Here is a 12,930-nt window from a genome sequence, read left to right on the forward strand (position 1 = left end):
CGGGGTGCCGCCCCGGATTCGGTGGGCGTCGATCCGGGCCAGGCTGGACATCATGGACGAGCCTCTCACCGTGCTGCTCCCCGTCGCCGCCGTCTGGCTGGCCGCCGGCGTGGTGGCGGACGGGCTGCCCCGGCTGGACCGCGCCCGCGCGCTGCGACGGCGTACCGGATGGTTGTCCGCCCTGGTCCTCACCGGCCTGGCGCTGACCGCGACGGTCCTCGCGGTGGGCCTGCAGAGCGCCGGGGCGACGGCGCTCGACCGGGCCGCCGCCGGGCTCACCATCGCGGCGGCCCCGGCGCTGGTCGTCGCGGTCTGCACGGTACGCCGGGTCCGGTGGCTGCGGGCCGGCGCGGGCGCGTTCGCCGCCGCGCCGGACACCCCGGCGCCGCACGGGCTGCGGGCGGCCGCGGCGCATCCCCTGATCGGGCTGCCGCTCCAGGTGACCGCGCTGGCCGCGCTCGGCACGGTGCTGCCGGCCGCGGGAGTCGACCTGTTCGCGGGACCGGCCGTCACCGGGCCCGCGATCACCGTCGCGGTGCTCGGTGTGATCGCGATCGGGGTACGCCACGCCCTCCGGCACAACCGCCTCGCCGAGCGGGCGCTGCCGCCGGCGGCCACGGCGTCAGCGCGGGCGGGGCGCCCCCTGCACGTATAGCAGCTCCAGGATCGCCCGGGTCGCCTCGAACCAGCGGTCCAGCCAGCCCGGCGGGGGCACGCTGCCCTTCGGCGGCAGCTCCATCAGCAGACCGCGCAGCAGCGGATGGTCCACGAGGGACTCCTGCTGCTCCATCGGCCAGCCGGTCGGCGGGAAGGACGGCTCGGTGAGCGGGTTCGGGTCGAGCGACGGCAGCGAGAGCGGCGGGCCGGGCTGTTCCGGCGCGGCGGCGTCCCGGCCGATCTCGGCGTCGCCGGAGCCCACCTCGGTGAGGACGCTGTCCCGGCGCGCCCCGCGGTACTTGCCACCGAACCGCTCGGGCTTGCCCGGGCCGTTGGTCAGATTCTCTGAACCGATCGTCGTCATCCGTTTCGCCTGCCTCGCTCGGTTGCCGATCTGTGCGGTTCAACGAGGCGGAACGGAACTGGCGACGGGTGCCCGGGACCGGCCGGCCGCAGACGAAATGGTCCCGCCCGGCGACGCTGCCGGGCGGGACCACGCTTCTGGGGGCGGGTCACCGGGTCAGTGCCCGGCGAACGCACCGCCCCTGGCGCCGGCGACGAAGGCGTGCCAGTCACCCGGGGCGAAGACTAGGGCCGGGCCCGTCCTGTCCTTCGAGTCCCGGACGCCGACCGCCCCGGTCACATACGCGACCTCCACACAGTTGTCACAGTTCGGCCCGCTCTTGGAGCTCTTGAACCACGTCGCCTGCGTCAGGTCCACGGGGAACTCCTTGGTCGCCATTTCCACAACGGCTCCTCTGCCAGTTTTGCGATGTGTGCGATGGATTCCTCCGGGCGAATGGCCGCTGCTCGAATGTGATCGAAGATGAAGCTGTACTTCTGTAGCTCGTCGCTCTTCTCGAGGAAGAGCCCACCCGTGGCGTTCTCCGCGTACACGACATCGGGATCACTCGGTTCGGGGAAGCTGAGGATCGTGAAGGTCCCGTCCATGCCGGCGTGCGCGCCCACCTCGAAGGGCAGGACCTGCAACGTCACGTTCGGCAGTTCGGCCACCTCCACCAGCCGTTTGAGCTGGCCACGCATCACCGCGTCGCCGCCAACCGGCCGGCTCAGCACCGCCTCATCGAGCACCACCCACAGATCGACCGGATCGTCCTGGGTCAACAACGACTGACGGCCCAGTCGGACACGCACCCGCTGTTCGACCTGTTCGGCGGTGAAGTCGGGCCGAGCGGCCCGGATCATCGCCCCCGCGTACTCCTCGGTCTCCAACAGGCCCGGCACGACCTGTTGTTCGTACGCCCGGATCGAGCTGGCCGCCGCCTCCAGTCCCACATACGCCCCGACCAGCACCGTGCTGTACGGATGCCACCAGCCCTTCTGCCGGGCCTCGCGGGCGATCTGCACCAGCTCGTCGCTCTCGGCGCCGACCACCCCGTAGATGCGGAGCATGTCCCGCACGTCCCGGGGTGTCGCGGTGGTGTGACCGGTCTCGATACGGGAGATCTTGGAGGCCGAGCACTCCAGCTGCTCGGCGACCGTCTCGATGGTGATGCCGGCGGCTTCCCGCTGCCGGCGGAGTTCCGCCCCCAGGCGTCGACGCCGGATGGTCGGGCTGCGCCGTTCGCTCACGACGTCACCCCACGGGACGATGGATGGGGATTCCCGCTCCTCGCGCGCACCCGGCTACCTCCGGTCGGTCGCGCCCGGTTTCACACCCGCCGTGGGCGCGACCGGCGTACGGCGGGCGAGCGTTCGCGGCAGGGGGTGGTGCCGGTCATCGACCGGCCGCGACGGGCGAAGCCGGCGTCCAGTGTGCCGCCCCGGGACCTGAGGCTTCAAGCGTCCCGTTCACGTGTCCTGCTCGCGTATCGGCAAAAGTCGACGTGCAACTTGCATGAAGCACGTCGCTGATGCACTCTGTCGGTATGGCACGGGTTACTCACCGTCTTCGCATGATCTCCGGGCGTGGTCGCACCCACGGGCCGCGGGACGGCGGGAGGGGAGCCGTCCCGCGCCCTGTGACCTGCCCCGGGATGAAGACCCCGCCGCTGCACGCCAGCTTGGCTGTGGCGGCGGGAGCGGTAACCGGGAGCAGCCGGGTGATGGTCGGGTGGCGGTCCGCCACCGCGGGTACGGCCCGACCAGCACCGACCCACTGATCAGCCGGTCCACGAGGTAGATCCCCCGTCACCGGACCGACCTGTCCCCCAGATCAGCCCACGCCGGCCGCCCGCCGGCCGATCCTTCCCAGGAGCCCATGTGCTTCCCCGCTCCGGTGACGTACTGCACGTGACGCGCGCGGCGAGTGTCCAGTTCCTCCGACCGATCATGTTCCGGGTCATCCGGGTGCTCGACTGGCCGACCTATGACGGTTGGCTCTGGCTCGACGGCTACGAGTTGAACGCGGCGGGGGACGCGGTCAACCGGCGGTCGATCTTCGTACAGCAGGAGGGGCTGCGGCACCTCCAGGCCGCACCGGCACCGCGCCCGCACACCGTCCGGACGGCCCGCCGTCCGGTGGTCCGGACTCCGGTCCGGGTCGGCTGACCTCACGAATCCCGGTCGGGGGGCGTACCGCCGGCCATAGAATCGGTACGCCCACCCCGGCAAACGCTCCACCCCGCGCGCCCCGGACCCTGAACCTGGGATGGTCATGGTCAATCTGCCCGCCGCGCGGCGGCACCACCGGTCCCGTATCGGCTACGCCTTCGGGCTCCTCGCGTTCCTCGGCGTCGCGACCGCACTCGCGCTCGTGGTCCGCCACCCCGCCTTCTCCGCGACCCAGGAGTTGACGGAGCCGGTACCGGCTCCGGAGATCACCGTGGCCGGTGAGGGCAACCGGCCGGCCACGGAGGAGGACGGGCCGGCCTGGGTCGATCCACCGGTGGCCGACGCGCGGGCCGGCGACCTCGTCCCCCCGCCGACCCCCGACCATGCCGGGGGCGGGACCGGGGCCGGGGAGGCCGCGCTCGCGGAGCACCCGTCGGCCGCCACCGAACTCAGTCGGTCGCTGTTCTACTCCGGCCTGCTCGGCCTCGGCATCTCGCTGGCCGGGCTGGGCCTGGTCGGCACCCGCCGCCGCCAGTGGTGATGCTCAGCCGGTGGCGGTGGCCGTCGGCGAGGGCGTCGCGGTGGTGGGGTCCGTCGTCGGCTCCGCGGCCCGGGCGACCACGATGCTGACCCGGTCCCCCTCGGCGACCGGCTCACCGGCCTCCGGACTCGTGTCGATCACCGTTCCGGCCGGCCGGTCCGACGTCCGGTACCGCACCCGGTAGTCCACGCCCAGCCGGTCGAGGGCTGCCCGGGCGGCGGACTCCGGCAGCCCCACCAGCGGCGGCATCGGCACCTCGGCGGCCGCCGTGGTGGTCGGCGGGCTGCTCGGCGGCGAGCTGCTCGGCGCGGCCGTGCTCGGCGTCGCGCTGGTCTGTGGGGCGGTGCTCGGCGCGGTCGAGGGCGCCAGGCCCGGCTCGGCGCCGCGGTCCGCCGCGCGGAGCGCCAGCCAGACACCCAGGCCGATCAACGCGATCAGCACCAGCGCGAGGACGCCCAGCAGGATCGGCATCCACCAGCGACGACCCGACTGCTCCTCCGGGTACCACTCGCTGCCGGGCTCCGGGTACCCGGCCGGCCGGGGTGGCGGCACTCCGGCGCGCCCGGACCAGGCGGGACTGACCGGCTCCTCACGGGCGGTGGCGTCGATCGGCCGCCGCGCTCCGGCACCGCCGTCCCCGCGGGGCATCGGGCGGGTCGCGTCGGCGCCCCCGCCGCCGGCCGGGTTCGTCGGCATCGCCCGGGTGGCGTCGGCATCCTCGGCGCCGGCCGGGTTTCGCGGCATCGGGCGCGTCGCATCGGCATCCTCGCCCCGGGACGGGCCACGCGGCATCGCACGGGTCGCGTCCGCGTCCTCTGGCGTGGCGGGGCGGTCGGGTGGCGTGGCGCGGGTGGCGTCCGGGTCGGGAGGCAGGGCCCTCGTGGCGTCCGGGTCTTCGGCGGGCGGCTCCTGGCGGTCGTCGCTCATCGCACGTCCTTTCCCCACCGGGACAGGGCGGCCTGGCCCTCCGCCGTCCACGGTAGCCGTCCGCCACACCATCGGCCGGCATCAGCGCGCCGCTCCCCCCGTCACGGCGAGGGGAGCGGACTGGCGGTCGGCGCGGTGGAAGGGTCGTCGCCGCAGGTGAGCGTCACCGGGTCGTTCCACCGGGCCGCGCTTCCGGGTACCGGGTCCTGCGCGGTGACCGGACCCTGGCGGCCGGTGCGGTAGCGGGGGTAGAGACCGGCCGCCACCAGGTCGTCCGCCGCGTCGGCACAGCCCTGGGCGAGCAGGTCGGGCACGGCGACGGTCGGCGCCGGGCCGGCGACCCAGAGGGTGACGGTGACGCCGCGCTTCACGGGAGTGCCGGGGTCGGGCGAGGTGCGTTGGACGGTACGGCCGGAGCCGCTGCCGAACACCAGCCGCCAGCCGAGCTTGCGGTCCCGCAGCTCTCGGCGGGCCTGCTCGAAGTCGGTGCCCACCAGCTGCGGCACGGTCAGGCCTGCGGGTTTGGTGGTGCGCGTACCGGTCGGCCGGTCGTCTCCGGTGCTCGGCTCCGCGGCGGCCGGAGTGGTGGCGTCGACCGTGGGTGCGGTGGGGCCCGCCGCCGGCGGCGGGGTCGGCCCGTCCGGCTCGCCGGCCAGGATCCAGCCGCCGCTCGCCCCGATCACCGCCAGCAGGACCATCGCCAGGCCGCCACCGAGGAGCAGCCGGGTCCGGTCCCGCGTGGATTCGGCGCGTACACCCGGCTGCCCGTCCGGGTACCCCTCGTCCGTCATCACGTCCCTCGCCTCAGTCACCGGCGACCGTATCCGGCGCCACCAAGCCCCTCGCGGCCGATCCGGGCTCCGCCACCACTCGCCGCGCCGACCTTGGGACGCTACGCTCCCCGGCATGGCCAGACGGGGCTGGGGAGGATCGACCGCCGCCGCGCTCGGCGTCGCCGCCGGTACGGGCGCCGCACAGCTCGGCTTCGGCTACGGGCTCGGCATCATCAACTGGGCGCCGGCCGGCGCCGCCCGCGTCGATCCGGCCTGGGTGGCCAGCCTCGCCTGGGCCACGTGGATCTCCGCGACCTCGGTGATCGCCGGCGCGGTCTGCGCCCAGCGACTGCGCGGCGCCGACGACGACGAGCCGGCGGGCAGCCTGCCGCGACTCGGCCTGGCGCTCGCCGCCGGGGTGGGCGCCGTGATCACCGTCCTGCTGGTGGCCGTGCCGGCCCGGGCCGCCCGGGTGCCGGACACGTCGTCGCCGCAGGCCGTGGCCGCCGGGTACGCGGCCGCCGGGCTGGTGCTCGGCGTGCTGCTCGCGACGTGGGCGCTGCACACCCGGGCCGCCGCCACCAACCTCATCGCCACCACCGGCTGGCTCTGGCTGCTCGCCGTGGTGTCGGTGGTCGACGGGGTTCTCTCCGGCCGTGGCCTGACCACCGCCCAGCTCGGCATCTGGCAGATCAGCGCGGACAGCGGCAGCTTCTGGATCCGCGACTACTTCTACTGGCCCGGGGCACTGCTCTCACTCGGCTCCGCCCTGCTGATCGGGGTACTGGCCGCCCGGCGGGCGGTCCGCGTGCCGGAGCGGCGGGTCGGGGCGGCCGCCTCCGGGGCGGCCGGTCCGCTGCTGGTCGCGCTGGCCTACCTGCTCGCCGTGCCGAGGCTCGCCGGGATCGCCGCCGAACAGGTGTCGGCCCACCTGATCGCCCCGTACGCGGTGATCGCCGGGATCGGCGGCTCGGTCCTGATGGCCGCGCTGGCCCAGCGGGCCGGGCGCCGCCCTCCCGAGGGGGCCGGCGTCCGTGTGCCCCGCCAGCGCACCGGGGCGGCGGACGAGCTGACGGCCCCCGACGACGACCCGCCGACCGGTGAATCCGCCGAGGACGGGCCGACCGACGACAGGCCGACCGAAGACAAGCCGGCACGCCGGTTCTTCGGGCGCCGCCCGGCCGGTGCCGGCCCGGCCTCGCCGGGTGCCGAGAGCCCGGCCGGCGGGACGGACCCGATCAGCGAGCCCGTCACGCCGGTCGGCGAGCCGGGCCGGCCGGTCACCTCCGGGGGCGGGCGCGGCGAGCCGGTCCCGTCCGCGCGCACGGTCGGCGAACCGGCGAAGGCGGATCGACGGGATGCGGCGGCACCCGCCGGCACACCGGACGACACCGCGCGGGCGGTGGCGGGTGGCCGGCGTGGCCGGGCCGTGCCGCCCCAGCGGCGCCCGGAATCCAGCTCGACCATCCGCATCGAGCCGGCCCGGACCGGCGCCGATCCGGTGGCGGCGGACCCGGAGACCGCGGAGGCCCCGGGCGGGAGCGGGCCGGCGAGCGCGGCGGAGAGCGCCGCGAGCGCGCCGGCCACCGACCCGAAGGCCCGCCGCCGCAACCGCTGACGCCGGCCGCCGATGAGCGGCGGGCGAACCCGGCTCGAGGTGGCCGGGCCGCCCGGCGCGTTCCTGGACCGCGGCGGTCAGTCGACCGGCCAGGTGTGGACGGGTTCGTTGCCGCGTTGCAGCTCGGCGTAGCGCTGGACCATGTGGTGCAGGGCGGCCTCCCGGTCCATGCCGCGGTGGCGCTCGGCCCCCCACACCGTCTCGGTCTGCCAGACCGCGCCGTTGCGGCCGGTGCGGCACCGCTCCTCGATCACCCCGAGGAGGCGGTCGCGCTCGGCCGGGGCGACGCCGAACCGGTCCAGCCCCTCGGCGGCGGTGGGCAGCAGCGTGTCGAGGACGAGCGTGGTGACCGGCACGTCGCCGAGCCCGGGCCAGTGCAGCGCGGCGTTGATGCCGCGCCGGGCGGCGGCGTGGAAGTTCTCCTCGGCGGAGCTGAAGGTGAGCTGGCTCCAGATCGGCCGGTCCGCCTCGGCGAGGCCGCGGGCGAGGCCGAAATAGAAGGCCGCGTTGGCGAGCATGTCCACCACGGTCGGTCCGGCCGGCAGCACCCGGTTCTCCACCCGCAGGTGTGGGCGGCCGTCCATGATGTCGTAGACCGGGCGGTTCCAGCGGTAGACGGTGCCGTTGTGCAGGCGCAGCTCGCCGAGCTCGGGCACCCCGCCGGCGTGCAGCACCTCGACCGGGTCCTCGTCCTCGCAGATCGGCAGCAGGGGCGGGAAGTAGCGGACGTTCTCCTCGAACAGGTCGAAGATCGAGGTGATCCAGCGCTCGCCGAACCACACGCGGGGGCGTACGCCCTGGGCCTTCAGCTCGTCCGGGCGGGTGTCGGTGGCCTGCTCGAACAGGGCGATCCGGGTCTCCGCCCAGAGCTGACGGCCGTAGAGGAACGGCGAGTTGGCCCCGACAGCCACCTGCACGCCCGCGATGGCCTGCGAGGCGTTCCAGTAGTCGGCGAAGCTGTCCGGCGCGACCTGGAGGTGGAACTGGAGGCTGGTGCAGGCCGCCTCGGGCGCGATCGAGTCGGTGTGCGTACGCAGCCGCTCGACGCCGCGGATGTCCAGCTCGATGTCCTCGCCCCGGGCCCCGACGATCTGGTCGTTGAGCACCCGGTAGCGCTCGTCGGTGGACAGGTTGTCGGCGACCAGGTGGCGCTCGGTGAGGGTGGGCAGGATGCCGACCATCACGATCTTGGCGTCGGACTTGGCGGCCCGCTCGTCGGCGCGGCTCAGGCTGCTGCGCAGGTCGTGGGCGTAGTCGGCGAAGCCGGTGCCCTCGATGAGCCGGGGGGAGGCGTTCAGCTCCAGGTTGAACTGCCCCAGCTCGGTCTGGAAGAGCGGGTCGGCGATGTCGGCCAGGATCTGGTCGTTGCGCATGGCCGGCTCGGCGGCGGCGTCGACGAGGTTGAGTTCGATCTCCAGCCCGGTCATCGGCCGGTCGGCGTCGAAGCCGAAGTCGTCCAGCATCAGCGCGAAGACGTCCAGGCACCGCCGGACCTTCTGCCGGTAGCGGACCCGGTCCTCCCGGGAGAAGGCGCCCTGCTCGACGTCTCTGCCCATCTGTCCTCCCGGCGCCGGCGCCACGGAACCGTACTGTTCCGCAACGCATTGTGAACCATTCACGTTGAGTGCGTAAGTGCGCCCGGGGCCGCCGATCGGAGGCTGGGCGCAGGTCTGCACTCCTACCCAGCCGGGGGCCGCGGCACCGGGGTCAGCCTGCGAACACCACGTGACAATTCGCACCGACCGCGTACGACGACGGGCCCGCGCCGTCGGGTGACGGCGCGGGCCCGTGGTGTCGTACGGGGAGGATCAGGCCTGGCGGACGGCCTCGCCCTCGATCTCGATCTTGATCTTCTTGCCGACCAGGACGCCGCCGGTCTCCAGCGCGACGTTCCAGGTCAGGCCGAACTCCTCGCGGTCGATCTCGGTGGAGGCCGAGAAGCCGAAGATGTCCTGGCCGAAGGGGCTGCGGCCGACGCCCTCGAACTCGACGTCCAGGTCGACCGGGCGGGTCACGCCCTTGATGGTGAGCTCACCGGAGAGGACGAACTCGTTGCCGTCGCGGGACTTCACGCCGGTGCTGCGGAACTCCAGGGTGGGGAACTGCTCGGCGTCGAGGAACTCCGGGCTGCGCAGGTGCGCGTCGCGGTCGGCCTGGGCGGTGTTGATGCTGGCCGCCTGGATGGTGGCGGTCACCGACGACTGCGTGGGGTCCTCGGCCACGGTGATGGTGGCGCTCGCCTCGGCGAACTCGCCGCGTACCTTGCTGACCATCATGTGCCGGGCGACGAACCCGACGCGCTTGTGAGCCGCGTCCAGCAGGTAGGTGCCGGCGGTCGGGATGGTGAGACCCTCCCAGTCGCGGGTAACCGCTTCGATGCTGCTGGTCATGCTGCTGTCCTCCAGGAGAGATTGTTTAGTAACCCAACGACTGACTGAGCAACTATAGGCACAGCAATATTCCCCGTGTCAAGGACTGCTAGGATGGCAGCGTGGACCAGAACGTGTTCGACGATCCCCGGATCACCGCCATCGGCCTCCTCTTCGAGGCCAGCGCCGGGCTGTCGGCCCGGTTCGCCGCCCAGTTCGAGGAGCACGGCCTCTCCCCGGTCGAGTTCGAAGTGCTGATGCGGCTCACCCGGTCGCCGGGTCACCAGCTGCGGATGACCGACCTCGCGGCGCAGACCTCCCTGTCCACCAGCGGGGTCACCCGTGTGGTCGACCGGATGGAGCGCGACGGCCTCCTCCGCCGCCGGGCCTGCCCCTCCGACCGGCGCAGCTCGTACGCGGTGGTCACCGCGGCCGGCCTGAGCCGGCTGGACGACACCCTGCCCGGGCACCTGCGCATCATCGAGGAGTGGTTCACCGGTCAGCTCACCCCGCCCCAACTGGAGGCGCTCCTGGACGGGCTGCGCCGGGTCCGCGACGCGGTGCACCCCGGGGCGACCGCCGGCAGCACCGAGCCGGCGCCCGCCGACTGCTGATCGCCGGACGGCCCGGGGCGTACCGACGGGTCACCGGCAGAAAGACCGGCAGAACCGGCGGGACACCGGGTCAAACTTCCGCAATATCGGAAAAATCTCCCACGCTGGCTGGATAGGCTTCCGGACAGCGGGGGGGGCACCGGGGGGTGCCGGCGCGAGCGATGAGCGAGGGGCAGCACCAGGGGGCTTCTTCGCTCGCGCCACCCCCGCGCCTTCTGTTCCCGCCCGCCTCAGCCGCCCCGGCCGGCGCGTTCCCGGCGGGCCACCAGCGCGTAGAGCAGGGCCTCCTCCCGGGGCACCAGCCTGATCCCGGTGGCCCGGCAGGCCCGGTCCAGCCGGTCCAGCACCGCCACGTCGGTGGTGCTCGCCGCCAGCCCCACCAGCGCCTCCACCAGGTCGCGCCGCTCCCCACCGCCGGCCGCGGAGTCGGCCGCCGCGCTGAACCACTCCGCGGCCAGCTCCCGGTCTCCCCGGTGCAGGGCGAGATGGCCCTCGATCACCGCGCAGACCACCTCCTCCGGCGGGACGTCCCGGCGCTCCCCCGGTGGGTCCAGGGTCTCCACGTCCAGCGGCCGGCGCCGCCCCGGCACCGGGTGGGCGGGCCGCAGCTCGGCCACCACCTCGAGCGCCTCCGCGGCCCGCCCCTGCAGGGCGAGTGCGAGCCCGACCGTGCCGAGCACCCGCCGCCACCGCCCCGGTTCGCCCAGCTCGACGAGCGCGCCCGCCACCCGCCACCCCTGCTCGACGGCGTCGACGTACCGGCCCTCCAGCCGGATCACCTCGGCCAGGTCGGCCCGCGCCAGCAGGCGGAGCCGCTGCTCCCCGCACTGGGTGGCCAGCCGGTCGACCGTCGCCAGCCGGCGCCGCGCGCCGGCCAGGTCCGCCACCCGTACGTCGTGCCAGGAGAGGTGCTGGTGGGCCACGGCCATCTCACGTACCCGGCCGTGCCGGGTGGCCAGCTCCAGTGCCGCCTCGGCCTGCTCCCGGGCCTGCCCCTGCGTGCCGGCCGCGCTGAGCAGCACGCAGAGCACCGACCGGGCCGACAGCTCCCCGGTCACGTCCCCGGCCGCCTGGAAGATCGCGAGCGCGTTCCGGGCGGCCGGCAGCTCCGCGCCGCCGGCGCCGTGCTCGGCGGCGAGCCGGGCCGTCCCGAGCAGCGCCCAGGCCCGCAGCACCGGCGACGCGTCCGCGGTACGCGGGTCGGCCAGCAGCCGGCGCAGCCAGCGGCGCCCGGACACGTCCCGTCCGCGCAGCCGCCACCAGCGGGGCAGTGCCGCCGCCAGGAGCAGCGCGGTCGCCGGATCGTCCTCGGCGGCGTGCGCCAGGGCGGCGGTGATGTCGCTGGTCGCCTCATCGAGCAGGTGCACGGCGTCGGGCAGTTCCCCGCCGACCAGGTTCGGGGCGGTCCGGCGCACCAGCCCGGCGACGACCACGGCGTGCCGGCGCCGGATCCCGGTCAGCTCCCCTTCGACGGCGGCCTGCTCGGTGGCGAAGTCGCGGACGGCGTCCACCAGGCGGAACCGGAACGGGCCGGCGCCGCGGACGCTGAGCAGCCCGAGTTCCCGCAGCCGGTCCAGCAGGGGAACGGCGTCCCGCCGCTCCTCGCCGTCGGCGAGCAGGTCCTCGGCCAGCTCCACGGACCAGCGGTTGCGGAATGCGGAGAGCCGGCGCAGCGCCGCCCGTTCGGCGGGCGCGAGCAGGTGGTAGCTGGTCGCCACCGCCTCGCGCAGGGTCACCGTGCCGGCGGCGAGGTCGGCGGCCTCCCAGCCGGGACGCCCGCCCGCCAGGTCGAGGACCCGGTCACCGTAGCGGTCGAGAAGTTCGGTGACGTCGAGGATCCGGCCGCGCGCGGCCATCAGCTCGATGGCCAGCGGCAGCCCGCCGAGGCGGCGCACCAGCGCGGCGAGTGCCGGCAGCTCGGCCCGGGTCGGCGGCTCGCGGCGCGCCTGGGCGAGCCGGGCGATGAACAGGGTCGCCGCGGGCCAGCGGGCCAGCTCCGTCACATCGGCCGGGTCCTGGCCGGCCGGCGGCACGTCGAGCGGCGCGACCGGCCGGACCAGCTCGCCGGGGAGCCCCACTGGACGCCGGCCGGTGACCAGCACCCGCAGCGTCGGCGCCGCCGCGACCAGGGCGCGCAGGGCCTCGGCCACCGGGCCGGGCGCCCGCTCCACCGCGTCCACCAGCAGCAGCGCGGGCCGGCCACCCAGCCGGCAGGAGAGGTCGGCCAGCCGGTTCACGCCGAGCACCGCGACGGAGGCGGCGAGCACGTCGGCGGCGTCGGAGCCCTCGCCGACCAGCACCCCGGCCACGCCGGCCGGGTGGTCGGCGGCCGCGCGGTAGGCGACGGTGAGGGCGAGCGCGGTCTTGCCGACACCGGCCAGCCCGACGAGGCTCACCACCGGTCGCTCGGCGAGCAGGGCGGCCACCTCGTCGACGTCGCGGTCCCGGCCGAGCAGCGGGACCGGCTGGGGCAGCGCGATCGGCGTACCCGAATCGGTGGCGCCGGCGCCGGTGACCGGAAGGTGCCGCGCGGCCGGGCCCGGCGCGGCGGCGACGTCGGGACCACTCACCGGCAGGTCGGGCGCGGCGGTCTGCACCGGGCGGGCGGCCGCGAGGAACGCCTGCCGGGCCGGACCGGTCAGGCCCAGGGCGTCGGCGAGCAGGTCGACGGTGGTGCGCTGGGGTCGGGTGGCCCGACCCCGCTCCAGGTCACGGACGGTCCGCACGCCGACGCCGGCCCGGGCGGCCAGCTCGGCCTGGGTGAGCCCGGCGGCGAGCCGATGCCCGCGCAACAGGTCGGGCAGCGGGGTACGACCGCCCGGGCTCCGCGAACGATCATGAGCCGGAGTCATGGGCACGAAGAGTACGGATCGGGTCGGACGCTCCACAGCCCATCGTCGGGCAGCTGACCGTCCAC

Annotated in this window: 13 protein-coding genes; 5 read left to right on the top strand and 8 right to left on the bottom strand. The window is 75.0% G+C overall.

Features of this window, described 5'->3' with window-relative positions:
• Positions 1–52: 52 nt before the first annotated feature.
• Positions 53–655 (top strand): hypothetical protein, encoded by a 603-nt coding sequence (locus RMN56_RS11300; protein ID WP_313723761.1) that lies wholly within the window; start codon positions 53–55, stop codon positions 653–655.
• On the opposite strand, the gene RMN56_RS11305 is transcribed toward RMN56_RS11300, so the two are convergent.
• From RMN56_RS11305 to RMN56_RS11315, 3 genes are all read right to left on the bottom strand, one after another.
• On the bottom strand, positions 623–1,021 hold the full coding sequence (locus RMN56_RS11305; RefSeq protein ID WP_313723762.1) for a hypothetical protein: 399 nt from the start codon (positions 1,019–1,021) through the stop codon (positions 623–625). The genes RMN56_RS11300 and RMN56_RS11305 overlap by 33 nt on opposite strands.
• Positions 1,022–1,177: 156 nt before the next feature.
• On the bottom strand, positions 1,178–1,399 hold the full coding sequence (locus tag RMN56_RS11310; protein WP_313723763.1) for a DUF397 domain-containing protein: 222 nt from the start codon (positions 1,397–1,399) through the stop codon (positions 1,178–1,180).
• Complete coding sequence (locus tag RMN56_RS11315) at positions 1,369–2,250, bottom strand: helix-turn-helix domain-containing protein (protein WP_189197556.1); 882 nt, start codon at positions 2,248–2,250, stop codon at positions 1,369–1,371. Before RMN56_RS11315 ends, RMN56_RS11310 begins: the two co-directional genes overlap by 31 nt.
• 630 nt (positions 2,251–2,880) lie before the next feature.
• Here RMN56_RS11315 and RMN56_RS11320 point away from each other — a divergent pair.
• Positions 2,881–3,168, top strand: a complete 288-nt coding sequence (locus tag RMN56_RS11320) for a hypothetical protein (protein WP_313723764.1) — start codon at positions 2,881–2,883, stop codon at positions 3,166–3,168.
• 100 nt (positions 3,169–3,268) lie between these two features.
• Positions 3,269–3,712, top strand: a complete 444-nt coding sequence (locus RMN56_RS11325; RefSeq protein WP_313723765.1) for a hypothetical protein — start codon at positions 3,269–3,271, stop codon at positions 3,710–3,712.
• Positions 3,713–3,715: 3 nt separating this feature from the next.
• Here RMN56_RS11325 and RMN56_RS11330 read toward each other — a convergent pair whose 3' ends face one another.
• Both RMN56_RS11330 and RMN56_RS11335 read right to left on the bottom strand, forming a co-directional pair.
• A complete protein-coding gene (locus RMN56_RS11330; RefSeq protein WP_313723766.1) occupies positions 3,716–4,639 on the bottom strand; it encodes a PASTA domain-containing protein in 924 nt (307 codons plus the stop codon).
• A gap of 101 nt (positions 4,640–4,740) precedes the next feature.
• Positions 4,741–5,451, bottom strand: a complete 711-nt coding sequence (locus tag RMN56_RS11335) for a PASTA domain-containing protein (RefSeq protein ID WP_313723767.1) — start codon at positions 5,449–5,451, stop codon at positions 4,741–4,743.
• Positions 5,452–5,545: 94 nt separating this feature from the next.
• On the opposite strand from RMN56_RS11335, the gene RMN56_RS32640 reads away from it, so the two are divergent.
• On the top strand, positions 5,546–7,030 hold the full coding sequence (locus RMN56_RS32640; RefSeq protein WP_376787292.1) for a hypothetical protein: 1,485 nt from the start codon (positions 5,546–5,548) through the stop codon (positions 7,028–7,030).
• Between the two features lie 77 nt (positions 7,031–7,107).
• On the opposite strand, the gene RMN56_RS11345 is transcribed toward RMN56_RS32640, so the two are convergent.
• Positions 7,108–8,586, bottom strand: coding sequence for a glutamate-cysteine ligase family protein (locus RMN56_RS11345; protein ID WP_313723768.1), 1,479 nt, complete (start codon positions 8,584–8,586; stop codon positions 7,108–7,110).
• 252 nt (positions 8,587–8,838) lie between these two features.
• Positions 8,839–9,420 (bottom strand): YceI family protein, encoded by a 582-nt coding sequence (locus RMN56_RS11350; protein ID WP_262284949.1) that lies wholly within the window; start codon positions 9,418–9,420, stop codon positions 8,839–8,841.
• 101 nt (positions 9,421–9,521) lie between these two features.
• Here RMN56_RS11350 and RMN56_RS11355 point away from each other — a divergent pair, with 101 nt between their 5' ends.
• Entirely contained in the window at positions 9,522–10,013 is a 492-nt protein-coding gene (locus RMN56_RS11355) for a MarR family winged helix-turn-helix transcriptional regulator (RefSeq protein ID WP_313723769.1), read from the top strand.
• Between the two features lie 230 nt (positions 10,014–10,243).
• Here the strand turns inward: RMN56_RS11355 and RMN56_RS11360 are convergent, their stop codons facing one another.
• Entirely contained in the window at positions 10,244–12,865 is a 2,622-nt protein-coding gene (locus RMN56_RS11360; protein ID WP_313723770.1) for an ATP-binding protein, read from the bottom strand.
• Between the last annotated feature and the right edge of the window lie 65 nt (positions 12,866–12,930).

This window comes from Micromonospora halotolerans (assembly GCF_032108445.1).
Taxonomy (GTDB): domain Bacteria; phylum Actinomycetota; class Actinomycetes; order Mycobacteriales; family Micromonosporaceae; genus Micromonospora; species Micromonospora halotolerans.

Bases quoted from the DNA above. Each gene is read 5' to 3' on its own strand.
- RMN56_RS11325 (WP_313723765.1), top strand. From the start codon at position 3,269: ATGGTCATGGTCAATCTGCCCGCCGCGCGGCGGCACCACCGGTCCCGT.
- RMN56_RS32640 (WP_376787292.1), top strand. From the start codon at position 5,546: ATGGCCAGACGGGGCTGGGGAGGATCGACCGCCGCCGCGCTCGGCGTC.
- RMN56_RS11350 (WP_262284949.1), bottom strand. From the start codon at position 9,420: ATGACCAGCAGCATCGAAGCGGTTACCCGCGACTGGGAGGGTCTCACC.
- RMN56_RS11305 (WP_313723762.1), bottom strand. From the start codon at position 1,021: ATGACGACGATCGGTTCAGAGAATCTGACCAACGGCCCGGGCAAGCCC.
- RMN56_RS11310 (WP_313723763.1), bottom strand. From the start codon at position 1,399: ATGGCGACCAAGGAGTTCCCCGTGGACCTGACGCAGGCGACGTGGTTC.
- RMN56_RS11330 (WP_313723766.1), bottom strand. From the start codon at position 4,639: ATGAGCGACGACCGCCAGGAGCCGCCCGCCGAAGACCCGGACGCCACG.
- RMN56_RS11300 (WP_313723761.1), top strand. From the start codon at position 53: ATGGACGAGCCTCTCACCGTGCTGCTCCCCGTCGCCGCCGTCTGGCTG.
- RMN56_RS11360 (WP_313723770.1), bottom strand. From the start codon at position 12,865: ATGACTCCGGCTCATGATCGTTCGCGGAGCCCGGGCGGTCGTACCCCG.
- RMN56_RS11345 (WP_313723768.1), bottom strand. From the start codon at position 8,586: ATGGGCAGAGACGTCGAGCAGGGCGCCTTCTCCCGGGAGGACCGGGTC.